This is a genomic window from Pseudogemmobacter sp. TB195, from assembly GCF_058313095.1.
On record NZ_JBZEGG010000038.1, the window covers coordinates 15941 to 40974 of the forward strand.

Annotated in this window: 20 protein-coding genes; 12 read left to right on the forward strand and 8 right to left on the reverse strand. The window is 61.7% G+C overall.

Annotated elements, in window-relative coordinates; genetic code table 11:
- Positions 1-67 precede the first annotated feature (67 nt).
- The 5 genes from AC4FS3_RS26260 to AC4FS3_RS26280 all read right to left on the reverse strand — a co-directional run bounded on the left by AC4FS3_RS26260 (position 68) and on the right by AC4FS3_RS26280 (position 5304).
- Positions 68-1000, reverse strand: coding sequence for an ornithine cyclodeaminase family protein (locus AC4FS3_RS26260; protein ID WP_491022963.1), 933 nt, complete (start codon positions 998-1000; stop codon positions 68-70).
- 82 nt (positions 1001-1082) lie between these two features.
- Positions 1083-1988 carry a LysR substrate-binding domain-containing protein gene (locus AC4FS3_RS26265; protein ID WP_491022964.1) on the reverse strand — a complete coding sequence of 302 codons (906 nt, stop codon included), beginning with the start codon at positions 1986-1988 and terminating at the stop codon, positions 1083-1085.
- A 14-nt stretch (positions 1989-2002) separates the two neighbouring features.
- Entirely contained in the window at positions 2003-3568 is a 1566-nt protein-coding gene (ahpF, locus tag AC4FS3_RS26270; RefSeq protein ID WP_491022965.1) for an alkyl hydroperoxide reductase subunit F, read from the reverse strand.
- Between the two features lie 85 nt (positions 3569-3653).
- Positions 3654-4217: an alkyl hydroperoxide reductase subunit C gene (gene ahpC, locus AC4FS3_RS26275; RefSeq protein WP_198839177.1), complete on the reverse strand. Its 564-nt coding sequence runs from the start codon at positions 4215-4217 to the stop codon at positions 3654-3656.
- Positions 4218-4866: 649 nt separating this feature from the next.
- The gene (locus tag AC4FS3_RS26280; RefSeq protein ID WP_491022966.1) at positions 4867-5304 is read right to left on the reverse strand and encodes a winged helix-turn-helix transcriptional regulator; all 438 of its coding nucleotides are present in this window, start codon (positions 5302-5304) and stop codon (positions 4867-4869) included.
- Positions 5305-5454: 150 nt separating this feature from the next.
- Between AC4FS3_RS26280 and AC4FS3_RS26285 the strand changes: the two genes are divergently transcribed.
- From AC4FS3_RS26285 to AC4FS3_RS26325, 9 genes are all read left to right on the forward strand, one after another.
- Positions 5455-6636, forward strand: coding sequence for an MFS transporter (locus AC4FS3_RS26285; protein ID WP_491022967.1), 1182 nt, complete (start codon positions 5455-5457; stop codon positions 6634-6636).
- A 279-nt stretch (positions 6637-6915) separates the two neighbouring features.
- Positions 6916-9516, forward strand: a complete 2601-nt coding sequence (locus AC4FS3_RS26290) for a PAS-domain containing protein (RefSeq protein ID WP_491022968.1) — start codon at positions 6916-6918, stop codon at positions 9514-9516.
- 286 nt (positions 9517-9802) lie between these two features.
- Positions 9803-10096 (forward strand): beta/alpha barrel domain-containing protein, encoded by a 294-nt coding sequence (locus AC4FS3_RS26295; RefSeq protein WP_491022969.1) that lies wholly within the window; start codon positions 9803-9805, stop codon positions 10094-10096.
- Positions 10089-10700, forward strand: a complete 612-nt coding sequence (locus AC4FS3_RS26300) for an AAA family ATPase (RefSeq protein WP_491022970.1) — start codon at positions 10089-10091, stop codon at positions 10698-10700. The genes AC4FS3_RS26295 and AC4FS3_RS26300 overlap by 8 nt, the downstream gene beginning before the upstream one ends.
- Before the next feature lie 177 nt (positions 10701-10877).
- A complete protein-coding gene (locus tag AC4FS3_RS26305; RefSeq protein WP_491022971.1) occupies positions 10878-12410 on the forward strand; it encodes a sugar ABC transporter ATP-binding protein in 1533 nt (510 codons plus the stop codon).
- Between the two features lie 123 nt (positions 12411-12533).
- Positions 12534-13547, forward strand: a complete 1014-nt coding sequence (locus tag AC4FS3_RS26310; RefSeq protein ID WP_491022972.1) for an ABC transporter permease subunit — start codon at positions 12534-12536, stop codon at positions 13545-13547.
- Between the two features lie 80 nt (positions 13548-13627).
- Positions 13628-14596 carry an ABC transporter substrate-binding protein gene (locus AC4FS3_RS26315; RefSeq protein WP_491022973.1) on the forward strand — a complete coding sequence of 323 codons (969 nt, stop codon included), beginning with the start codon at positions 13628-13630 and terminating at the stop codon, positions 14594-14596.
- 201 nt (positions 14597-14797) lie between these two features.
- On the forward strand, positions 14798-15706 hold the full coding sequence (locus AC4FS3_RS26320) for a substrate-binding domain-containing protein (protein WP_491022974.1): 909 nt from the start codon (positions 14798-14800) through the stop codon (positions 15704-15706).
- Complete coding sequence (locus AC4FS3_RS26325; RefSeq protein ID WP_491022975.1) at positions 15703-16512, forward strand: response regulator transcription factor; 810 nt, start codon at positions 15703-15705, stop codon at positions 16510-16512. Before AC4FS3_RS26320 ends, AC4FS3_RS26325 begins: the two co-directional genes overlap by 4 nt.
- Here AC4FS3_RS26325 and AC4FS3_RS26330 read toward each other — a convergent pair.
- Positions 16483-17712 (reverse strand): ROK family transcriptional regulator, encoded by a 1230-nt coding sequence (locus AC4FS3_RS26330; protein ID WP_491022976.1) that lies wholly within the window; start codon positions 17710-17712, stop codon positions 16483-16485. The two genes, AC4FS3_RS26325 and AC4FS3_RS26330, sit on opposite strands and share 30 nt — an antisense overlap.
- A gap of 643 nt (positions 17713-18355) precedes the next feature.
- Here AC4FS3_RS26330 and AC4FS3_RS26335 point away from each other — a divergent pair.
- From AC4FS3_RS26335 to AC4FS3_RS26345, 3 genes are all read left to right on the forward strand, one after another.
- Complete coding sequence (locus tag AC4FS3_RS26335; protein WP_491022977.1) at positions 18356-20572, forward strand: TonB-dependent receptor; 2217 nt, start codon at positions 18356-18358, stop codon at positions 20570-20572.
- 176 nt (positions 20573-20748) lie between these two features.
- Positions 20749-21432 (forward strand): Fe2+-dependent dioxygenase, encoded by a 684-nt coding sequence (locus AC4FS3_RS26340; RefSeq protein ID WP_491022978.1) that lies wholly within the window; start codon positions 20749-20751, stop codon positions 21430-21432.
- A gap of 3 nt (positions 21433-21435) precedes the next feature.
- Entirely contained in the window at positions 21436-22524 is a 1089-nt protein-coding gene (locus AC4FS3_RS26345) for an alpha-hydroxy acid oxidase (RefSeq protein WP_491022979.1), read from the forward strand.
- A 369-nt stretch (positions 22525-22893) separates the two neighbouring features.
- Here the strand turns inward: AC4FS3_RS26345 and AC4FS3_RS26350 are convergent.
- Both AC4FS3_RS26350 and AC4FS3_RS26355 read right to left on the reverse strand, forming a co-directional pair.
- A protein-coding gene (locus AC4FS3_RS26350; protein ID WP_491022982.1) for an IS3 family transposase occupies positions 22894-23996 on the reverse strand; the annotation gives its coding sequence in 2 pieces (ribosomal slippage) (positions 22894-23735 and positions 23735-23996; 1104 coding nt in all).
- A gap of 323 nt (positions 23997-24319) precedes the next feature.
- Positions 24320-24781 carry a DUF6891 domain-containing protein gene (locus AC4FS3_RS26355; protein WP_491022980.1) on the reverse strand — a complete coding sequence of 154 codons (462 nt, stop codon included), beginning with the start codon at positions 24779-24781 and terminating at the stop codon, positions 24320-24322.
- Between the last annotated feature and the right edge of the window lie 253 nt (positions 24782-25034).

Consider the following 25034-nt stretch of genomic DNA (forward strand, 5'->3'; position numbering starts at 1 on the left):
AGAGACAACCAGAGCTCGCGCTGGCCCCAGAGGTTTGCCCTCCGGGCGGATTGCGCAGGATGCTGCCTTAGCCCGTGATCCGGGCGATGTAATCCGCGACCATCAGGTCAAGATGCGCGCCGCCGCCATTTTTGAACAGCGTGATTTCGGTGTCTGAGCCGCGATGGCGTGGTCCGGAGGGCACCATGGAATACAGGTCTCCCAGCACATCCGCACGCGCGATCACGCCATTGCGGATCGGGTCTGTCAGCTCGCCGATCCGGTCAATGGTGGTGGTGAAATTATCGACATAGATGCGGGATTTCGCGATCAGCGCATCATCGGCCTCGCGCATTTCCGGGGTAAAAGCGCCGATCAGGTCGATATGGGTGCCGGGCCGGACCAGGTGACCCGGCAGGATGGGCGCGCGGGCCAGGGTGGCGCTGGCGACGATATCGGCCTCGCTCAGGGCCGCGGCCAGGTCGCTGACCGCGCGCGGGGGTACAGCGCTGTCGCGCAACCGCGCTGCCAGGGCCTGTGCCTGATCATGCCGCCGTGCCCAGATCGAGATCCGCGTCAGCCCGGGAAAAGTCGCGGCATAGCCCTGCGCGAGGCTTTCCGCAACCTCACCCGCGCCGAGGATCACCAGATGGCGACTGTCCTCGCGCGCCAGCATCTGCGCCCCCAGAAGTGAATCCGCGACCGTCTTGAAGCGGGTGACCAGCCGGCTTTCGATGACCGCGCGAATGCCGCCGGTGCTGTCATCATAGAGTAAAACCATGCCCTGGACCGTCGGCAGACCAGTGGCAGCATTTGCCTCGAACACCGTCTCGGCCTTGACCGCAAAGCCCAGGCCCCGGATCCGCGCAGCGCGGTTCAAAAGCGCTTTGCCATCGCCACCAAGGATCAGATCCTGCACTTCGGCGGGCGGGTGCAGATGTCCCTGGCGCAGCGCCTCGACCACGCCCTGCCAGGCCACCAGGTGCCGGGTTGCGTCATAGGTGATGATCCTGATCGACATGGAATTCTCTCCGGAATTTATCCGGCCCCCTGTTCCACCACGCGATCATATTGCAGTACGAGCATCTGAGCGGCAATTGCGCTCAGGCTGTTTCGTCGAGACGCAGCCCCTGCCCCCGCGCCGCATCAGCGATCAGGCCGCCAAGCGAATTCATCACCTCGATGCGGCTGTTGCTTTTGCGCCAGAACAATCCGATCCGCCGTACAAATCCGGGATCGGCAATGGCGATGCAGCTGAGCCCATCGGTGCTGGTGCAGGCAAGCCTGGGCAAAAGGGTCATCCCCATACCGGCGATCACCATCTGGCGCAGTGTCTCGAGGCTGGTGCCGCGAAAATCGTCGACCTCTTCCGCGCCCGAGATGCGGCACAGATCAAGCGCCTGATCGCGCAGACAATGGCCACTTTCAAGCAGCATGAGCCGCTGCCCCGACATCTCCGCTGCCGAGATCCGTTTGCGCCCGGCCAAAGGGTGCGCCGCCGGCACCGCAAGGCGGAAGGGTTCTGAAAACAGGGACAGGCCGGTGAGGCCGGGCTCGGTCACCGGCAGCGCCAGCAAAGCGGCGTCAAGCTGGCCGTCCACCAGCTGCCGGATCAGCTGGCTGCTTTTGGCTTCCTGCAAGATCAGTTCTGTCCTGGGAAAACGGGCGACGAAAGCCGGAACCAGACAGGGCAGGAAATACGGGCCAAGCGTCGGAAAGACGCCAAGCCGCAGCCGCTGTGCCCCGCCTTTGGCGCGGCTGGCCGAAATATCCCGGATATGGCCGATTTCTGCCAGGGCGCGGCGGGCATGGGCAAGCACTTCGCGCCCCGCATCGGTGATCAGCAGATTGCGCGGCGCGCGTTCAAAAAGATCAAATCCCAGCATTTCCTCGAGCTTGCGGATCTGGCCTGAAAGGGTCGGCTGGCTGACATGGCAGATCTCGGCCGCGCGATGGAAATTGCGGTGATCCGCAAGGGCCACCAGGTATTCCAGATCGCGCAGCTTCATCCCATTCGCTCCGTTCAGGCCGCCTTTTCGGCGACCGGCAGACGGATCAGGTGGTCAAAGGCCGCGAGCCCTGCCCTTGCGCCCTCGCCCATGGCGATAACGATCTGCTTATAGGGCGCGGTGGTGCAGTCGCCGGCAGCAAAGACCCCGGGCAACGAGGTCGCGCCATGGGTATCGACCACAATCTCGCCGCGCGGGCTGAGCGTCAGCGTGGATTTCAGCCAGTCGGTGTTCGGCATCAGGCCGATCTGCACAAAGATCCCCTCCAGCGCGATCTCACGGATCTCGCCGCTCCGGCGGTCTTCACAGGCAAGACCCGTGACCCGGGCGCCATCGCCTTTGACCTCGGTGGTGCGGGTCTCGGTCAGGATGGTGACGTTTTTCAGGCTGCGCAGCTTGCGCTGCAACACGTCATCGGCGCGCAGGGCCTTGTCGAATTCGATCAGCGTCACATGGGTCACAAGACCCGCGAGATCAATCGCCGCCTCGGCGCCGGAATTGCCGCCGCCAATCACCGCGACCCGCTTGCCTTTAAACAAAGGCCCATCACAATGCGGGCAGAAGGTGACGCCCCGGGCCAGATAGTGCTCTTCGCCCGGCACGCCCATTTTGCGCCAGCGCGCCCCCGTCGACAGGATCACCGAAGTCGCGCTCAGCGCAGCGCCCGAGGCCAGGGTAACATGAAAGCCCCCCGCGACCTCTTCCAGCCCGGTCGCCACCTGGCTGTTGAAAATATCGACCTCATATTCACGGACATGGGTTTCCAGGGCGCGCGCCAGCTGCGGTCCTTCGGTATGAGGGACCGAAATCAGGTTCTCGATCGACATCGTGTCGAGCACCTGGCCGCCAAAGCGTTCTGCCACAACCCCGGTGCGGATCCCCTTGCGCGCGGCATAGATCGCCGCCGCCGCACCTGCCGGGCCGCCGCCGACCACCAGCACCTCATAAGGTCCCTGGGCCGAGATGCTCTCTGCCGCGCGGCTCGCAGCACCGGTATCAATCTTTGCCAGGATCTGTTCGGCATCCATCCGGCCCGCGCCGAACAATTCGCCATTAAGAAAGATCGTGGGCACCGACATTACCTGCCGTGCATCCACCTCGCCCTGGAAGAGCGCGCCATCGATGGCGACATGCTCGATCCCGGGGTTCAGCACCGCCATCAGGTTCAGCGCCTGCACCACATCGGGGCAGTTCTGGCAGGAGAGCGAGAAATAGGTCTCAAACTGGAACCGGCCTTTCAGCGCCCGGATCTGATCCTGGATCGCCTGTTCGACCTTTGCCGGATAGCCTCCGGTCTGCAAAAGCGCCAGCACCAGCGAGGTGAATTCATGTCCCATCGGCAGGCCCGCAAAGGTCAGGCTGATGTCCTGGCCGGGTGACGACAATGCGAAAGACGGCACCCGCGCCGCATCTTTGCCTTCGGTAACAGTGATCTTTTCTGACAAGCCGCGAATATCGGCGATCAGCGCCAGCATATCCCTCGATTTTGCGTCATCGCCCGCGAAAGTGGTGACCTCGACCGGGCGCACAAGGCGCTCCAGATAGCCCTTCAGCTGGGTTTTCATAGCGGCGTCGAGCATGGCATCAATCTTTCAGGCAGGGTCAGCAGAAGGTCCCGGGGGCGAGGGGACACCCCCGGGGGAGGCAGGATCAGCGGTAAGCGCCTCAGATCTTGCCAACGAGATCCAGCGAAGGGGCAAGAGTGTCATCACCTTCCTGCCATTTGGCCGGGCAGACCTCACCCGGATGGGCGCGGACATATTGCGCGGCCTTGATTTTGCGCAGCAGGTCCCCGGCATCGCGGCCAATGCCTTCTGCGGTGATTTCAAAGGCCTGGATCACGCCATCGGGATCAACGATGAAGGTGGCGCGGTCTGCGAGGCCTTCAGCTTCGCGCAGCACGCCGAAATTGCGGCTCAGCTGATGGGTCGGATCGCCGATCATGGTGTAGCGGATCTTGCCGATGGTGTCCGAGCTGTCATGCCAGGCCTTATGGGTGAAATGCGTATCGGTCGAGACCGAGAACACTTCGACACCACGGCTTTGCAATTCAGCATAGTGATCGGCGACATCCCCCAGCTCGGTCGGGCAGACGAAGGTGAAATCGGCCGGGTAGAAGAAAAACACCGACCATTGGCCGACAGCATCCGATTCGGTCACCTCGATGAATTTGCCCTGCCGGAAAGCCTGTGCTTTGAAGGGGAGGATCTTGCTGTTGATAATGGCCATGGTCAGCTCCTTGCAGAATTCCGGACCCCTTTAGGATGCAGGCGCAGCAATGACAAATCGATCAATGATGCAGTTTCGATAGGCGCCGCCTATCAATCGGATGAAAGAGGCACAACCGTCTGTATAACAAAGCGAATAATCCAGGTCCCCTGCCCGACACGACGCCAGTCGCAGAGCGGCAGACCTGGGGAAGGGGCATAGCGCAAAGAGCGCCGGCGTTGGCGCAGCGGGATGCCACGCGCATCCTCCGTCCTGATACCCGCCACAGGCGCAGCCAGCATGGGGGAGCGGAATGAGGCGCGAAGGCGGTATCTGGAAGCGCGACATTTCGAAACGCTGGCAGGATCAGCGCTTTGCTCTGTTACTATCTGAACTATCCGCAGATTCAGCCACTGGCTTAACAGGCCGCTGAACAACTCTGCTGAACGGAACGGTTTCCTTTGCGCAGACTTTGATACGACCCGGTGTGCGAGGAGGCAGGCGCTTTCCGGCTCAGGCGGTGAGGAGTTTCGGCAGCGCCATGACACGGCATAGCCGGGGTGCCGGGCAGGTCTGGCGTCGATGGCGGAGGGCCGGGACTTCCCGGCCCGGATGATCAGGCCGTCATACGACCGCAGCAGGAGCGCGTGGTGACGTGGCCGAGGCTGGCTTACTGCACCCGCGTCTCTTTCCATCCGACAGCCCGCCCATTTTCCGCATGCAGCTGCAGGCGAGTGACCGGAGCGCCGGTTTCGATATCCACCAGTGAAGATCGTGCTTCGCCCGGGTGGTAAAGATGATCTTCACCCCATTGGCGGAGCGCAACAATCACCAGAAACAGGCCGCGCCCTGTCTCCGTCAGGACATATTCCCGATAGGCCGTGCCGTCAGAGGCTGGCGCCGTTTCCAGGATGCCACGTTCTGTCAGGTCGCGCAGCCGCGTTGCCAGCACGCCCCTGGCAATGCCGAGGCCGGTCTGAAACTCGCTGAAACGCCTTACACCGTGGAAGGCGTCGCGGATGATGAGCAGCGACCACCAGTCGCCGATCACATCGAGAGACCGCGCCACCGGACAACCGGAATTCCAAAGGCTGACCCGTTTCACCATTGCAGCCGACCTCCACCACCGCGAATCTGGTTCTAAAATAGAACTAGACTGTAGCCTGTGCAAGTAGTTCTGAATTGAGACCAGAATTGAATTACAAGCAGGATCACCATGCAGCACGAAAGCAGCACTCTTCACGGGAAGGATGGCAGTTTGTCGAGGATCATCACCCTGGTCTTCGCCATCGCCGCCGGTCTCAGCGTCGCCAACATCTATTTCGCGCAACCCTTGCTTGAGTCGATGGCTCAGGATTTCGGGATTGCGCCGGCCGCCATCGGCCTTGTGGTAACACTGACGCAGTTGGGTTACGGGCTGGGCCTGATCTTCATCGTACCGATGGGCGACCTGGTTGACCGCCGAAAGCTGGTCGTCGGACAGGGCTTTCTGTCCGTTGTCGCGCTGATCGCCGTCGGCACCGCAAAGACCGAAGCGATCCTCTTTGCCGGTATGGCTGCGGTCGGACTGTTCGCCGTAATGGTTCAGGTGCTGGTGTCCTTCGCGGCGACGCTCGCCACACCCGTCGAGCGTGGCAAGGCTGTGGGAATGGTAACGAGCGGTGTGGTGATCGGCATCCTTGGCGCGCGCTTCTTCGCCGGTATGCTCGCCGACCTCGCCGGTTGGCGGGCGGTGTATCTGACCTCGGCGGGCCTCACACTGGCGATGGCCGGGCTGCTTTGGCGTATCCTCCCGCGCAATCTGCCGCCCGAAAGCCCTGACAGCTACGCAGCGGCTTTGCGCTCCATCCCCCTTCTGTTCCTGACGGATCGCGTACTTCTGGTGCGCGGCATTCTCGCCTTGCTGATCTTCGCAGCGTTCAGCACCTTCTGGACCGCGCTGGTGCTGCCGCTCAGCGCTGCCCCATTCGGCTATTCCCACACCCAGATCGGCCTTTTCGGACTGGCCGGCATGGCGGGGGCTATCGCTGCAACGGGCGCGGGCAGGCTTGCGGATCGCGGTCTCGGTCAATGGACGACAGGTCTCTCGCTCACGCTCCTGCTGGTGTCATGGGGGCTGATCGCATTGCTGCCGATTTCAATTCCCGCCCTGTTGATTGGTGTCGTGCTGCTGGACCTCGCCGTACAGGCCGTCCATGTCACCAATCAAAGCATCATTTTCGACCGGCACCCGCAGGCGCGCAGCCGGCTCGTCGGCGGATATATGGCTTTCTACTCTCTCGGCAGCGCTATCGGAGCCATCGGGGCGACTACGGTCTACGCGCAAGCCGGCTGGGCCGGGGTTTCGACACTGGGGGCGGCATTCAGCGCGGCTGCGTTGCTCGGATGGGTTTTCACACGCCGTCTGCCTATGCGCATCAGGGAAACGGGCGACGATTGACCTGCGGACATTCGGAGCGACGGCTTTTGGGCCAAGAAGTCAGCGTAATGAGGCGGCCACGGATTTGGGACGCTCACAGCCTCAAGTATGTGTTGCAGGAACTCCCTGGCCGTCTTCCTGTCGGCTTTGTCGATGAGTGGGTCATCCCTCCATTCAAAAGAAAGGATCGGACCATCAAACCGTCGGATCAGACAGCCAGTGGTTCAAGAGCAACTTTGACATCCTGAACGGTACAGGCGCATGCTCCAGGAGCATCAGGCAGGCAATACGGAGGGGCCAATGACGGCAATCGCGCTGCCACGCACGGTCAGGGCCAAGCTTCTGATTGCAATTGCCGTGATGCTGACGCTGATGCTGGGCTCCGGCATTCTGGCCATAAGCGGGCTCAACCGGACCGGCAGCGCGCTGGCCTCGCTCAGTGAAGAGCGGCTTCCGGATATCCTCTCGGCGACAAGGCTCGCGCAGCAAAGCACGGCCCTGGCGGCACTTGCCCCTTTTGTCAGCTCTGTCGAGGTGATGAATCAGCTCGAGGCCGAAACGGTGCGGATCGATGGGATGATCCGCGATCTTGGTCAGCTGGTGGCGGATCTGCCCGACAGCGCATCTTTCGCCGGAGAGACCGGGCAGCGGGTGCGCGATCTTGCCAGCGGGCTGTCGCAGGCTATCAGGCAATTGCTGGAGGCCAGCCGCAAGACCCTGGAATTGCGGGCGGAAATGGTCGAGCTTCACTATGGATTTGAACGCCATAGCGAGGCACAGGAGGCTCTGGCTGCAGCAATCTGGACCAGTCCGAGGCAGCTGTTCTCTGAGGCAGTCGAGATTATCCTTGTTGCAAGGATTGCCGATGGCAGCTGGCAGCTCGATCAGCTGGAAGCGCGGTTCCAGGCGGTACGGGCCGGCCTGACTTCGGCCGAACTGCCGGCGCGCGCAGCGTGGGTACCCCGCTTTCTGGACCAGCAGAACAGCCTTTTCGATCTGCGCCGCAACGAATTGCAATCGCAGCAGCGGGTCCGCTTTCTGCTGGCCTCGATCCATACCTTATCTGCAGATATGGGCGCCGAAGTGGCCGGGATCATCGCGACAACCTCAGCCGCTGCCGAGGTGCAAAGCGAGGCGCTGAGCGCGACGCTGGAACGAACCAAGCGCAATATCACAATTCTGGGGGTGATCGCCCTGGCTGCAGCAGCCCTCACGGCGCTTTACGTCCTTACGGATCTGGCACGGAACCTTGATGCCGTCACCCGGGCGATGTCGCGGCTGGCCGCAGGCGACCGCAGCGCCGGCATCCCCGGCCTGCAGCGCAGTGACGAACTCGGCAGCCTCGCCCGTGCCGCCAGCGTCTTTAAGGATGCCAGTTTCGAGCGCGAGCGACTGGCTGAACAGGTGATCGAGGGCAATCGTCTCGTCGATGCGACCTTCACCAATATGAGCGATGGCATTTCGGTCTTTGACCGCGAGCAACGCCTGATCTCGTGGAACCCGCGTTTTCTGACGATGACCGGCCTTGCCGCCGACAGCATCCGCCATGGCATTGCATTTGGCGCCATCGCCGATCAGCTGCGCGCCGCGGATGTGACGCTGCACGGGCTCCATGGTGGCCAGGTAACGCATCTGGAAACCGCGAATACGCGCAGCAGCACCATGGCCTCATATGAGATGCATCACCCGGACGGACGCGTGATCGAGATCCGCAGCCAGCCGATGCCCGAGGGCGGCTTTGTCACCGTTTATATGGATCAGACCGACCGCCGCCGCATCGAACGCCAGCTGCACCAGGCGCAGCGGATGGAGGCCGTGGGACAGCTGACAGGTGGCATCGCCCATGATTTCAACAACTTCCTTGCGGCAATCAGCGGCAATCTCCAGATGTTGCAGGATCGGCTCTTTGACGACCCCGAATTGTCACAACGCATTCTGCGAGCGCTGGATGCGACGGAACGCGCGGCATCCGTGACCGAACGGCTGCTCGCTTTCTCGCGCCAGCAGGCCTTGCGGCCGGTCCTGACCAGAGTGGATGAGCTGATGTTCAACCTTCTGGAACTTCTGGGATATCGGCTCGCACCCACGGTCGAGATCCGGGCAGAGATCGCCCCGGACCTGCCCGCCATTGTGGTGGATCCGGGGCAATTGGAAAGTGCGGTGCTGAACCTTTTGTTCAACGCCCGCGATGCTTTGCCCGAGGGCGGCACCGTGACCCTCAGCGCCGCGCTGCATAAGGGCGCGCTGTCTTTGATGGTCGCCGATCAGGGCATAGGCATGTCGCAAGAGGTGCTGGCGCGGATCTATGAGCCGTTTTTCACCACCAAAAGCAATGGGCGCGGCTCGGGCCTTGGGCTGAGCATGGTCTATGGTTTCATTGCCCAGTCCGGCGGCGAAATCTCGGTCGAAAGTGCTCCGGGCGCAGGCACCAGGGTCAGGATCCGGCTGCCGCTGCCCGTGGATCTGTCGCCCGCTGCCACGTCGGGCGCGCTGGCTGAGGTGCCAGAACCTGGCCAGGGTCAGCATATACTGCTGGTTGAAGATGATCCTCTGGTGCGCGAGACGGTCGCCGATATTCTGCTCTCCCTTGGCTACCAGGTCCGCGAGGTCCCGGACGCCCGTGCGGCCCGGGAAGCGCTTGCACAGAGCCGGTTTGATCTGCTCTTCACCGATGTGCTGCTGCCCGAGGGTCTGACGGGCTTTGATGTGGCGCGCGACGCCGAGACCTTGCAGCCCGGACTGCCGGTGCTGTTCGCCTCGGGCTATATGCAGGTCGAGGGCACGGGCGCGCTGCATTTGCCGGAAGGCGCCACAGTGCTGCGCAAACCCTTCCGGAAAAGCGAGCTGGCCCGTGCAGTCAGCTCATCCCTGCATCCCCCGGGGGATGGTGCAGCGGCCTGAGGCGCCGCCCTGATATATATCGATTCTTTCATCGGTCTGCATGGTGACGGTCAGCTTTCACAGACAGGATGTGCGTCGCAAAGTCATTCTCCGCACCGCTCTTGATCGACAGAAAGAGGGTAAGAATTAAATATTTTAAAATAAATTCAATAAGAAAGTATAGAGACGACCAGGCTATATCCTTTATGACGGCACCATTCGACGGGCTTCATTCTTCGCTCTGGTTTCGGCTTGATTCTTTATTTAATATAGCAGAATTAATAAATTGGTCTTTTGAGGAGGTGCCATGCTATTCCTTGCCGATACCGCGAAAGCCGGGGCCAGCCATATCCCGCTCTTTTTCGGGCGCGTGGATGACAGCGGGCGCGACGGGTTGCAGCCGATCGCTGACGTCCCCCGGCTCTATGATAATTATGGCTTTACGACCAATAACCAGGCGGTCCCGGCCCGGCTGGTGAACCACGTTACCGCTGCAACCCTGGACGGGGCGGCTGCGGGGGTGGCAGATCACCCCGTGACGCGGGCCGGACTTGAGATTTGCACCCGCGATCGGGTAAAAATGGGGAAAAGTGTTGTCTGATCATAGTCTTGATGCCCTGGCCCAGCTTGTTGACACCCGTTCTGCCGGGAAGACCCGTTTTCTGATCGCACTGGCCGGCCCACCGGGTGCCGGCAAATCCACCATGGCGCGTCGCCTCGCGGAACGGCTGAGGAATGCCGATATCCTGCAGGCCGATGGCTATCATTATGACAACATCCTCCTGGATCAGCTTGGCCTGCGCCATCGCAAGGGCGCGCCGGAGACCTTTGACATTTCCGGCCTTGCCGCGATGCTGCACAGGATCAGAACCGGCGAAGAGGTGGTCACCCCGGTCTTTGACCGCCGCCTTGACCTGGTGCGCGGTGCCGCCGGCCATCTGCCACCGGATGTGAAACATGTGGTGGTCGAAGGAAACTATCTGGCGCTTGAGACCGGCCCCTGGGCACAGCTGCGGCCCCTCTTCGATCTGATCGCATATATCGATGTGCCGGAGGAGGAATTGCGGCGGCGGCTGACTCAGCGCTGGACGGATCTCGGTTGTTCCGAGGCAGAGGTCGCGCAACATGTCGATGACAATGATATGCTCAATGTCGCGCTGGTCCGCGACCAGAGCGGGGCGTTCGACTTCATCCTGCGGAGCTGAGCTCTGCCGCTGAAACACCCTGACGGCCCGCCCTCCGGCGGGCCTTTTCCGTTTCTTCAGGGTCCAATTGTTAATGGACGATGAACAAGCATGCCTCAATTCGCAGATCATCCATTCACATAGAATCGCTTTCCTCTGCTCAGGGAGTGCCGCCCTGCGGCGAGAGAGGAGACAAAGATGCAACCCATTCTGGAAATGAGGAACGTCTCGAAGACCTTTGGCAGCGTTAAGGCGCTGTCGAATGTGCAGCTCTCGCTTTATCCGGGCGAAGTTCATGCGCTGATGGGAGAGAACGGGGCTGGCAAGTCCACGCTGATGAAGATCCTCTCTGGCGCCTACCGGCCTGATGCGGGGGCTGAGATTCTGATTGAGGGGAAGCCGGTGAACATCACCGGTCCGATCAGCGCGAGAGCGGCCGGGATCTCGATCATCTATCAGGAACTGGCACTTTCCCCTAATCTGACAGTCGCGGAAAACATCTTTCTCGGGCGCGAGCTGTCCCATGGCGGGGTACTGCGCCGTGCGGAGATGGAGGCCTCAGTCGCACCGGTCCTCAAACGGCTTGGCGCCGGTTTCTCTCCCTCCAGTACAGTGCGCTATCTGAACGTCGCCAATCAGCAGCTGGTCGAGATCGCTCGCGCGCTCCATGCCGACAGCCGCATCCTGATCATGGACGAGCCGACAACGGCGCTGTCGGAACGCGAGACCGAAGGCTTGTTTTCCATGATCCGCCAGCTGCGCTCGGAAGGGCTGGCCATCGTCTATATCTCGCATCGCATGAACGAGGTTTACGAGCTGGCAGACCGGGTCTCGATCCTGCGCGACGGCACCTATGCCGGCACGCTGGACCGGGCCGAGGCCTCGCCGGACGCCATCGTGAAACGGATGGTCGGGCGTGAGCTTTCCTCGCTTTACACCAAGACCGGCGGCAAGGCCGAGACGACGGCAAGACCTGCAGAAACGGTGCTGAAAGTGCAGGGCCTTTCGGACGGCCGCCGGGTGCATGGCTGTTCCTTTGACCTGCAGGCAGGCGAAGTCGTCGGCCTTGCCGGGCTGGTCGGGTCCGGACGGTCCGAACTGGCGCAGGCAATCTTTGGCGCCCGCCCCCGCAAATCCGGCGAGATGTGGCTGGACGGCAAGCCCTTTGCACCCCAGACGCCCCAGGACGCCATCGCTGCGCGCGTCGCCTATCTGACCGAGGACAGGCGCGGAGATGGCCTCTTTCTCGACATGTCCTGCGAAGAGAACATCAATACCGGCGTGCTGCGCAATGATGCCAGCTGGGGCATGGTGCTGAACCGCGCCCGCGCCCGCGAAAGAGCGGATGAATCGATCCGCAACCTCTCGGTCCGCGTCCCGAATGCGAGTTTCCCGGTCGGGGGCCTGTCGGGCGGAAATCAGCAAAAGGTGCTTTTGTCGCGCTGGCTGCAGATCCGGCCCAGGGTGCTGATCCTTGATGAGCCGACGCGCGGCGTCGATATCGGGGCGAAATCCGAAATCTACAGGATCATTGACGCGCTCGCCCAGGAGGGGGTGGCGATCCTTGTGATCTCGTCCGAGCTGCCCGAGGTGATCGGCGTCTCGGACCGCATTCTGGTCATGCATGAAGGCCGGATCAGTGGCGAGGTCGGCGGCGCGACGGGCATCGCCCCGACACAGGAGAATATCATGGCATTCGCCTCAGGGGTCGGGCTTTCAAGCGCCGCCTGAGACCGGATCCGGGCGCCATTTTGCGCCTGGCGTTACATCACGAGTGATTGGTGTTGCCTGCACGCTGCCGGGCCATTTTGTCCGGCAGCGTCAGGATTTCAGGGACGGGAGGAGGAACAGGCTATGAGCTCAACGGATACAACAATCGGCTTCAGCGCAGCCGAGCGGCAACGGCGTCTGAAGGCGATGATCGCGACGCTTGGCATGTTGCCGGTGCTCATCGTGGTGGCGATCGGATTTCATCTTTTGTCGGATGGACGTTTTTTCACCGGCCAGAATGTCTCGGTGGTGTTCCAGCAGGCTTCGGTGAACATCGTGCTTGCGGCGGGGATGACCTTTGTCATCCTGACGGCGGGGATCGACCTCTCGGTCGGCTCGGTACTGGCGGCGGCGGCGATGGCCGGGCTGATCGTCTCGAATATGCCCGGGCTCAGCTATCTGTGGGTCTTTGCAGCGCTTGGCACCGGGCTTGGCTTCGGGATGCTGAACGGCCTGCTGATTTCCTCGCTGAAACTCCCGCCGTTTATCGTGACGCTCGGTGCCATGACGGCTGTGCGTGGCATCGCGCGGCTGATGGGCAATGACACTACGATATTCAATTCCAATATCCCCTTTGCCTTTATCGGCAATGGCGCGATCCCGATCATTCCGGGTGTCTTCTCGCTGCCCTGGCTTGCCGTCATTGCGCTGCTGGTCATCGTGGCCTCCTGGTTCGTGCTGAAACGCACCGTGCTGGGCACGCATATTTATTCCGTCGGTGGCAATGAGGCTGCGGCGCGGCTGTCGGGGATCAAGGTGCCACGGATCTATCTGATCGTTTACGGCATCTCGGGTCTCTGCGCGGGTCTGGGCGGGGTGATGCTTTCGACCCGGCTTTACGCTGCGAACGGGCTGCAACTGGGCCAGGCCTATGAGCTTGACGCCATCGCGGCGGTGATCCTCGGGGGCACTTCTTTCGTCGGCGGTATCGGCTCGATCTGGGGCACGCTGATCGGCGCGCTGATCATAGCAGTTCTGTCGAATGGCCTCGTACTGATCGGGGTCTCTGACATCTGGCAATATGTCATCAAAGGGCTGGTGATCATCGGCGCTGTCGCGCTGGACCGCTTGCGCCAGAAGGATTCTGCCCGGACCTGAGGCCGGGAAACAGAAGGCCGGATGCGCGGGCGGGTCTGCCGCCTCCGGCCATGGTGTTCAGGCCCGGGAGGAGAGAGTTAATGTTCAAGCAAAATATGATGGCCGGAGCCGCCGTTCTGGCGCTGCTGGCCGGACCGGCGCTGGCCGAAGAGCAACCGGCAGGCAAGAAGCTGGAGCGGATCGGCATCTCGCTGGGCTCGATGGGAAATCCGTTCTTCGTCGCGCTCGCAAGAGGCGCCGAGGCCGAGGCAAAAACCATCAATCCCGATGTCGAAGTGCTGGCATTCGGCTATGATTACGATATCGCCAAACAATTCAGCCAGATCGACAATTTCATCTCGGCCGGGGTCAACCTGATCCTTCTGAACCCCGCCGATCCTGTGGCGATCGGCCCGGCGATCAAGCGCGCGCAGGATGCGGGCATTGTCGTGGTGGCAGTGGATACCTTTGCAGAAGGCGCCGATGCGGTGGTGACGACGAACAACGTGCAGGCGGGTGAAATCGCCTGCCAGTATATCGTTGACAAGCTGAAGGGCGAGGGCAATGTCATCATCCAGAACGGCCCCCAGGTCTCGGCCGTGACGGACCGGGTCAAGGGGTGCAAAACAGCGTTTGAGGCGGCTCCGGGCATCACTGTTCTCTCGGATGATCAGGATGCCAAAGGCTCGCGCGAGGGCGGTATGAATGTCATGCAGGGCCATCTGACCCGCTTTGACAAAATCGACGCGGTCTTTGCAATCAATGACCCGCAGGCGATCGGCACGGATCTGGCCGCCCGCCAGCAGGGCCGCAATGGCATCATCATCACCGCCGTCGATGGCGCGCCCGATATCGAAGTCGCGCTGAAAGACGATGCCGCGGTGATGATCGAGGCCTCTGCCTCGCAAAATCCCTATGACATGGCGCGCCGCGCGGTGGATCTGGGCGCGAAGGTGCTGAATGGCGAATCCCTGGCCGAGCCGGTCGAGCTGATGGATTCAAAGCTCGTGACCCGTGAAAATATCGGCGATTATGTCGGCTGGGCCACCGACCCCGCCGTCACCAATTAAGGCAAGCTGACGGGGCTCTGCGGGCGCGCTCCCTTCCCGGATCCTCTGATATCAGCGGCGGCGGTTCAGGCTTCTTCCTTCCGAAGCTTGCAACCGCCGCATTTTTCTGTAGCCTCCGATCAGGGGAGGATGCGCATGAAGCCGGTTTGCCGCGTTATCATCCGATTGCGGCCACGGCTCGCCTTTGTGTGGCTGAGCATGATGGCAACTGCGCCCCCTCTGATGGCAGAGGCACCGGAAACGCCCCGCCTGGCAGAGGTGATCATCGCCGATCTCTCCAATCCGTTTTTCGCCCATCTGGCGCGCCAGATCGAGATAAGCATCTCGGAGCTCTCACCGGGAACAGAGGTCGTGGTCCGTTCCAGCGGCTATGACCTGAACCGCCAGCAACGCCAGATCCGCGATGCTGTGGCGGAGGGGGCCGATTTTCTGATCGTCAATGCGGTCAATACGACCGGGCTCTCCGGGGTGATCGCCGAAGCGCGCGCGGCCGGGATTCCGGTGGTTGCGGTCGATGTGAAGGCCGAGGGGGCGGACGCCTTTGTCACCTCGGACAATGTCGAGGCCGGGCGGATCGCCTGCGCCTATATCGCGGAACGGCTGGGCGGTCAGGGCAATGTACTGATGCTTTACGGCCCGCCGGTTTCCGCCGTCTTTGACCGCAATGCGGGCTGTGAAGCAGCGCTTTCGCTGCATCCCGGCATCACAATCCTGACCGAATATGGCGATTCCGGTGGAAGCCGCCTTGGCGGTCTGACCTATATGTCACAGCTGCTGCCGCGACTGCCGCATATTGATGCTGTCTTTTCCTTCAATGACCCGACTTCGCTGGGCGTCCTGCAGGCTGCGCGCGAGGCGGGCCGGAACGAGTTCTTCATCGTTTCGGTAGATGCCTCGCCCGAGGGCCTGCGCGCCATGGCTGAGAAGGACAGCCTCCTCGTGGGCAGTATTGCACAATATCCAAAGGCGATGGCCGCTCAGGCGGTTCATGTGGCGCTGGCGCTCTGGCATGGTGAGGCTGTACCGCAGCCCGAACTCACAGTTCCTGTGCAGCTTTTTACCCGGGAGATGCTGGACGAGCGGAAGAATTACTGGATGGATCCTCTGTGACGGCGTCTCAGACCAGCAGAGAAACCATCGCCGTGGTCGAGGACGATCCGGCACAGGCGGCTTTGCTTTGTGAATTGCTCGAGGCGGAAGGCTATCTGCCCCGCCCCTGCCCCAGGGCACGAGACCTGGCACTGCTGCTGGCAGATGAACCGCCCGTCCTCGTCCTGCTTGACCTCGGCCTGCCGGACGAGGACGGGCTGGCTCTGGCGGCGCGGGTGCGGGCTTTGCACCAGATCCCCATCATCATCCTGACCGGGCGTGGATCAGAGATCGACCGGGTGGTAGGGTTAGAGATCGGGGCGGATGATTATCTGGTCAAACCCTTCAGCCTGCGCGAACTCGCAGCGCGGATACGCGCCGTATTGCGCCGCAGCACAGGTGTTGCGCTGCCGGGTCCGGCAGATGCGCCTCTGCGCGAAGGGTTCCGCTTCGGCGGTTGGGTGCTCGACACGCTGCGACGCAGACTGACCGATCAAAAGGGCAGTGCTGTCGATCTGACAGTCGGCGAATTCGACCTTCTGGCGGCATTGCTGGCCGCACATGGACGGGTTCTTTCGCGCGCCCAGCTTTTGGACATGACGCGGCGCGGACATGACGCAGTTTATGAACGCACCATCGACGTTCTGATCCTGAGGCTCCGGCGCAAAATCGAACCGGACCCCGCGCATCCCCGGTTGATCATGACCGAACGTGCAATCGGCTATCATTTCGCGGGCGCGGTCGAGGTCGTCTCTGCGGATAGCCCGCCGCGTCGCAACGGCCTCAGCGATCCGCGCTCAGGACAGCCGCCCCGCCAGCGCATGTGACCGGTCGCCCAGCATCAGCACGCTGGAATCCGGCGCGAGTAAGGCGGAAACAGGCAGGGTTGCTGCCCCCACCGGCGAAGCCAGGGCACCAAAGCTGCCCCCCAGCAGCTCGGGTGCGATGATCCCGATGGCCGCAGCCTCATTGAACCGCGCCTGCACCTGCGCGAGAAGATCGAGATGCAGATTGCGTGGCAGGATACTGTCAATGATGATTGCTTCGAGGTCGATGACCGAAGTGATCGCGATGATCGCCTCGACCAGCGCCCCCGAACAATCCAGCGTCCAGTCCCGCACTGGCTGGCGGGCCACTTCGGGCAACGGCTCAAGCGCACGAACGCGGGCGATCTGAATTCCCTGCGCGCGCAGATGATCCATCAGCACGCAGATCGAGGCGCGGTGCAGCAGGCTCGTATATCGCGCAGACGACGCTGTCGCTGAGATCAGGCCTGAGGGTGAGACCGGCAGCGGCCCGAGCGCCGCGCTGTTTCCATTCGGGCCGGTATGAACCTTGCCATCCAGCACCAGGCCGCCGCCGATAAAGGTATCAATCGAAATATGCATGAAATCGCGGAACCGGGTGCCGCTGCCGAGCACAAGCTCGGCATGGGCGGCGGCTGTCGCATCATTTTCTACGAAAACCGGCATCTCTCCGCTGTCGAAGAAGCTCGTCAGATCCAGCGCCTGCCAGCGCCTGCCCAGATCTTCGGGGAAGCCCAGTTCTTCACTCCACCCGCCAAGGAAATAGGGGGCGGCAATGCCAAGACCCGCCACCGCAGCCCCGGGCGCACGGCCGGCCTGGGCGCGAAAATCCGCGATCGCGGCATTGCCCGCGCGCCGGACCCGGGCCGGGTCCGGGAAATCATATTCCTGCTCCATCCGGGCGCAGATCTCGCCGGCGAAATCCAGCATCACCGCCTCCATTGCGCGACGGCCGATCCTGATGCCGATACTGTAGAGCCGCGTCGGATTCACGGCATAGAGAATCGATGGTGATCCGCGCTTGCCCAGCCGTTTGCCAACCTGCCTGACGAAACCCGCCTGCTCCAGCCCATCGACAATATCGGCCACCGCCGCAGGGGTCAGATGCGCGACACGGGCAAGATCGGATTTGGAGGCTTCGCGCTGGTGGCGCAGCGACTGAAGCAGGAAACGCTCATTATACTGCCGCAGCCTGCCAGAATTGCTGCCCTTTCCTGACAATTGCCTGCCCTCTTTGCTGTTCCGGCGCGTTTTTCGCTATCACGTCCTAACCTATCCGGTCTGCCCTGGTCGGGGTCAAGCCTCGTGCGGGCCTCGCCCCGCCATTTCTGATTAAGATCCGTCTTGCGTGGCTGGCTCCATTTAATATGGCAAATTTTCTAATTAACAGAGCTTCAGGGCGCGCGCTGCCGCCTTTTGAAAGCCCGGTTCCGGCGCGCCGTGACGCGCTTCTCATCGGCATTGTAGATTGCCCTTGCCGGGCGGGGCGTCCGGACAGACCGCTGCGGCGTCAGGGCAGATATCAGCCGGCGCTGCGCTGTTCACTGTGCGACCTGGATCAGGTCGCGTGTAATTCTTTGCGCGCTTTTGCGTAAATGCACCAATCGCCGGCAGAATCGGCGGATGCGCCAGATCTGTTGCAATTATGATGCAGCAATCACGCCATGCGGAACTTGCTGTTGTGCCATGTGTCACAAAGTGTTGACGGAAATAGTCAGGTGTTGGAAGGGCAACCAGGTAAAATTGTCGTAAATCGTCTTCTGCGGCAGTGCTGAAACCATAGAGCAAGCCAGAATTTCAAGCCAGCTCCCCCACATGTTCGCCCCCGCGGCCCTCGGCCCGGATTCTTATTACGGGAGCCTCCATGAGCTATTCTTCGAAATCCACCGCCGGAAACGGCCTGCGTCCTTTGCCGACACTTGGGCTGTTGCCGGTCCTTGCGATCTCGGCCAGCATCGCCGGTGACGCTCATGCGCAAACCACAGATTCAGAGCATCTGGGCACCATCGTGCTGCATTCGGGCGGCGCGCAGGGCGAGGCCGCGACCGACTATCGCGTCACCGAAGGTTCTTCTGAAAAATTCACCCAGCCAATCGTCGATACGCCGAAGACGATCACCGTCATCACGCAGCGCCAGATGGAAGAGCGCAATGCCACCTCGGTGCTCGAAGTTCTGCGCACCACCCCGGGCGTGACACTCGGCTCGGGCGAAGGCGGCACGCCGATGGGCGACCGTTTCTTCATCCGTGGCTACCAGGCCGCCACCGATATGATGATCGACGGCGTGCGCAATCTGGGCCGGACCTCGAGTGAATCCTTCAATGTGGAATCGGTCGAGGTCGTCAAGGGCCCCGGCGGCGCCTATTCGGGCCGCGGCGCGACCGGCGGGTCGGTCAATCTCGTCACCAAACAGGCGCACCTGGGCGAAAGCTTTAACACTGCCTCTGTCACTGTCGGCAATGGCAAGCATAAGCGCCTGAGCTATGACGGCAATTTCGACCTCGGTCAGGATATGGCGCTGCGTCTTAACCTGATGGCGCAGGATTCGGGCGTGCCGGGACGCGATGTGCTGAAGGATGACCGGAAAGGTATCGCGCTGGCCTTTGCCAAGGGCTTTGGTGCCAGCAAGGTCTCGCTGAGCCTCTCGCATGACGAGGCGCATGGCACCCCCGATCTCGGCGTGCCGATGGAGACCGCAGGCTGGCGGACCCGCAACGGCGGGCCGGCGATCTCAACCGCCAACCCGGGCCGCCCGATCGAAGTGATGCCGGACAGCGCGTTCTTCGGCTCGGCGCATCGAGACTTCCGCGATGTGACGAACCAGAGTGCGGTGCTGAAATTTGAACATGAATTCAGCGAGACCCTGAAATGGGATACCACCCTGGCCTGGATCGGGTCCGAGCAGCATTACCTGATGACCCGCCCGACCATGAGCGGAACCACCGATCAGGTGGTACGCGATCTGCGTTCGGGTGGTCGTAAAAACCGCGCCCTGGCCTTCCAGACCGGGTTGAATGGCTCTTTTGAGACCGGTTCGCTGAAGCATGATTATGCAATCGGCTTTGAATATTCGAAAGAAAAGATCGCTTCGGCAACCTCGACCGGCTCGCCTTCGGTGGGGACAACCCCGATCACCAATCCCAACCCCTATGATCCGGTGACCGGCTCCATCGCCTGGACCGGCTGGGGCACCCCGATCGAGACCACGACCAAAGCGCTTTATGTCTTTGATACCATCCATTTCGACCCGCAATGGTCGCTAGATCTGGGGCTGCGTTACGACAAATATGAAGTCGCGGATGCCAGCCGGTCGCGCAAAGACAATATGCTGAACTACTCGGCGGCGCTGGTCTATAAACCAGCCGAGAATGGCACGGTCTATTTCGCCATCGGCACCTCGTCGAACCCGTCTGGCGAATGCGCAGGTATGGCAGGGGGCGCGGACGGGGCGGGCGCCTGTACTCTGACCGCAGCCAACGTCAATCTCGACCCGGAAAAGAGCAAGAGCTACGAGCTGGGCACCAAATGGGAGCTGTTTGACAACCGCCTGCTGGTCTCGGCCGCCCTGTTCCGCACCGAAAAGAAAAACGCCCGTGTGACCGACCCGATTACCGGCGTTGGTGTTGCTCTGGCCGGCGAAAGCCGCGCGCAAGGCATTGAGCTCGGCGTTGCGGGTCAGATCAATGATCAGTGGGGCGTCTCGCTCGGCTATGCCTATACCGATGCGGAAGTGATCAAAGGCGGCGGCACCACCGGCGCCAATGACGGCAAGCAGATGCAGTTCAATGCCAAGAACAGCTTCAGCCTGTGGTCGACCTATGCGGTCAATGACAAGCTGACCCTGGGCGGTGGCGCGACCTTTACCGACAAGCGCTGGCTTGATGCGGCGAACACGGCGATCCTGCCGTCACAATGGCGCTTTGACGCAATGGTCGCTTATGAGCTGACCGAGGCCACCGTGCTGCAGGTCAATATCAACAACCTTCTGGACGAGCGCCTCTATGACGCGTCGCATGTAGGGATTTTCGCGAACCGCGCGCCGGGTCGTTCGGTCACCGCCAAGATCGATTACCGGTTCTGAGCCGGGCCTCAGCCCCTGGCTCACCTGATCCTGGAAAGGGGCGGCGCCATGTCGCCCCTTTTCCACATCTGAAGGCGGCCCATCTGCCGCCCGCCTTCCTGACCGGCCCGCCCGATCCGGGCTTACCCAGGTCCGGGTCGCACGCTATCCTTGCCAGAAACCAGACGGAGCCGCCGATGCTTGTCACCATTCCCGATCTGCTGACCAAAGAAGAACTGGCCTATATCCGTCAGGTGCTTGAAGGGACCGACTGGGTCGACGGGCGGGTGACTGCGGGCGATCAGGCAGCGCAGGTCAAGCAGAACCTGCAAGTCCCGCAAGACAGCCCCGTTGGCCGCGAATTGTCGCAGATCGTGGCGCGTGCGCTTGGTCGCAACCCGGTCTATTCTTCGGCGGTTTTGCCGTTGCATGTGCTGCCGCCGATGTTCAACCGCTATGATCCCGGCATGACCTTTGGCGCGCATGTCGATGGGTCGATCCGGGTTGTACCCGGATCTGGCCAGCGCATCAGGACCGATGTCTCGACCACGGTCTTCCTGACCCCGCCCGAAGACTATGACGGCGGCGAACTTGTCGTGCATGACACCTACGGCACCCATAAAGTCAAACTGCCTGCGGGGGCTGCGGTGATCTATCCGGCGACCTCGCTGCATGCGGTGACGCCGGTCACGCGCGGCTCCCGCTGGGCCTCGTTCTTCTGGGCACAATCCATGCTGCGCGATGACTGGCAGCGTCATATGCTTTACGATCTGGATCAGGCGATCATGCGGATCCGGTCGCTCTTGCCTGATGATGATCCGGCGGTGACCGCATTGACTGCACATTACCACAATATGATCCGCCAATGGGCCGAGGTCTGACCCTTGCGCCAGGATTTCGCGATCCCGCCTGATGTCGTCGCCCTGTGCGATTATGCGAGGCTTGCACAAGAGCGACTGCCGGCGATGGTCTCGGCCTGGCTGGACGGGGGCGCGGGCGACGGCGTGACCCATGCGGCCAATTTAGCAGGCTGGGACAGGATCCGGCTGGCGGGAGGAGTGCTTGCGGATATGCGCGGGGCCTCGACCGGCCTGTCGCTTTTTGGCCTGGCGCTGGATCATCCCGTGCTTCTGGCGCCGGTGGCTTATCACCATCTTGCCCATCCGGAAGGGGAAATCGAAACCGCACTAGGAGCGGCCGCGACCGGTGCGGTTATGACCCTGTCGACGCTGGCTTCGACGCGGATCGAGGATTTCGGTTCGGTGGCGCAGGGGCCCTGGTGGTTCCAGCTTTATGCCCAGGCCCGGCGCGAGGATAGCGAAAGCCTGATCCGGCGCGCCGAAAGGGCGGGCGCGCGCGCGCTGGTGCTGACGGTCGATGCGCCGGTCAAGCTGCGCAATACCGAAGAGAGGATCGGATTTCGCCTGCCCAACGGGATCGGGCCGGTCAACACTATCGGCATGGCGCCGCCCCAGGTCACCGCAATGCCCGGGCGCAGCGCCGCGTTTCTGGGGCTGCTGGAGGCACAGCCGCGATGGGAAGACCTGGCCTGGATCCGGGCGGCAACGCGCCTGCCGATCCTGCTGAAGGGGATCACGAGACCTTCGGATGCGATCCGCGCCATGGCAGCAGGCATCGACGGGATCATCGTCTCGAACCATGGCGGACGGGCGCTGGACGGCCTCCCCGCCTCTGCCGAGATCCTGCCCCGGATTGCCGAAGCCACAGCGGGGCGGGTGCCGCTGATCTGCGATGGCGGCATCCGGCGCGGCACCGATATTCTGAAAGCGCTGGCGCTCGGGGCAGCGGCGGTGATGGTGGGGCGCCCGCAGATCCACGCGCTTGCGACCGGCGGCGCAAGCGGGGTCGCGCATATGGTCACCATTTTGCGGGCCGAGCTTGAAGTGGCAATGGCACTGACAGGTTGCAACTCGCTGGAAGCGATCAGCCGTGATGTTCTGTGGCAGGACTGAATGGGGCAACAGGCCAAAGGGTATCGCCGTCTGGCTGAGGCCTGACCTCTTTCGTGGCCTTTCCGGCAGCCAGCCTGTCTGAAGTGTGATCGGTCCCTGCCCTGCTTTGAGCAAGCGATCGATTGGTCGCCCTTCCCTGGGAAGTCCCGGAAAACCCGTCTTTGAAGGCATTTGTTGAAACCTGCAGCCGCCCCGGTCGATATGAGCTGCGTGGCTTCTGACGGATGAGGCCGGCCCTCTACCCATATGCCGTGGCAGTTACGCCATGCCCCTTGCCCCCAGGTTTTATCCAGCGTGAGTGAGACCCCGGCTCAGTGTGCTCTGCTCCCTTGGTTAGGACCGCCGCGATCTGGAGTTTCGCGGCTCTGATCACGGAGGCGGGCTGGCTGCGCCACCGGGAATATGCAGGTTGATCGGCACGTTGTAACCGATCGCACTGTGAGGCCTGACCTCGTTGTAGTCTCTGCGCCAAGCCTCCAACTTTTCGCGCGCATCCGCAAGGTCCATGAACCAGTGGGCGTTCAGGCACTCCGCCCGCAGCTTGCTGTTGAACGCCTCAATGAAGCCATTGTCGGTGGGTTTCCCCGGTCGGGAGAAGTCCAATGTGACACCATTGGCATAGGCCCACAGATCCAGGTCGCGGGAGATAAACTCGCTGCCGTTATCGACCCTGATCGTCTGCGGGTAGCCGATCTGCCGACAGACCCGTTCGAGCGTCTGAACCACATCCTCGCCCCGGTAAGCAAATCGGGGATCCGTCGCCGGGCAATAACGCGAATGGATATCCACGATGGTCAGGATCCGCAGTTTCTTGCCCAGGGCGAGCTGGTCATGGACAAAATCCATCGCCCAGACCTCGTTCGGTCCGGAGGCCTCCTGTCGGTCCTCGCGCAGCCTCGCCTTCACCCGGCGCTTCGGATGCCTGTTGCGCAGCTGCAGGCCCAACTCATTGTAAATCCTGCGTGTCTTCTTGATGTTCACCTGCCAGCCCTCCCGCCGCAGCAGCACATGGATGCGCCGGTAGCCATAGCGCACACGCGTTTCGCAGATCTCGCGGATCCGCAGTTCGAGGCCGGCCTGCCCGGTGCGACGGGATTTGTAATGGTAGCTCGAAGTGTCGAACCGCAGCGCCTGGCAGGCCCGTCGGATCGAGACACCCCAGTCAACCAGAAGCCCGTCAACAAGCTTGCGCGTCCGGACAGGCCTCAGAGCTTTCGGCGGATGACGTCCTGCAGCATCTCGCGGTCGAGCGTCAGGTCCGCCACGATCTTCATCAGCCGTGCATTCTCGTCCTCAAGCGCCTTCAACCGCCGCATCTCATCGGGAAGCAACCCGCCATAACGCTTCTTCCAGTTGAAGTATGTGGCCTGGCTGATCCCCGCCTTGCGGCAGATCTCGGCAACAGGCGTGCCTTCCTCGCCCTGCTTCAGAATGAACGCCTTCTGCGCTTCCGTGAACTTCGATGCCTTCATCGTCTTCAGCTCCTCTCCCAGCCAGGGAAAACTAGCCGAAAACTCCAGCTTAAGACGGTCCAGTTTCCAGGGGGCAGAGCACTTGCTTTGCCTGTTTGGATCAGCTGAGCAACGGGAGCTTACGTGGTGCTTTGTGGGTTGCACAACATCAGGCCCAGTTATGCGGCGAAGCTCCGGCCCAACCCGGCCGGGGTCTGCCGTCCAATCTTCATGAACCCTGCCACCAGATGGGCCAAGGCCACTCGGGCAAAACGGCCAGTCGAAGAGGGCTGTTCGCATAGTATGACACTGTCAAAGCTTCTGAACCATTGCCGGTCAGTTCACTATGCCAGATGAACGACTGGCCTCATATATTTTGAACCATCCCATCGCACTTTCATCCCTGCGAGTTGAAACTGGTTAACCACAATCTTGCTGGCAACCACGATCCAGTTTGACTGAAACGAAGGGGGTGCCCAAAGTCCCAGACGGAGCTCATTCGTGATGAGAGCCCGGTCAACATCAGAGCGGCAGTAAAAGCAGGCTGCAAATTTCGGTGCTGAGGCGTCAGAGCCAGATAACCTGAGCTGATTGAATTGATACGTAACGCGGCTGATACCTTCGTCCTGCTCGGCGCCCGCATCCTGCATCGTCAGCACACCAAGGGCTTCGATGCCTTCAAAGACCCGACCGACCGTTCTGTGGATCTCAATCCGCTTCTCGGCTTCTGTAACTGAATCGCTGGATTCATCTGGATACGCGTATTGTCTGACTTCGTTTCTTTTTACCAACAACTGTTGCGACACTATACGATACACCTTCTGTTGAAGCCTTGTTTTAAACTCACAGCACCACGACTAAACGAAAGGTCGGCATGTTCGGTTTCATGCCGCCGAAAAAAAAGCTCGTAAGCAGGCCCGGGCTTCGCTTGCTCGGATCAGCCGCCGGCTGGGTATCACAGTGGCGGTCCGCCCGGGATAACGTTGGGATGCCCCCACTGAAGTGGTCCACCCACAGGGATATGCTTATCCCGTTTTCAGGAGGACCAGATTATGGCTG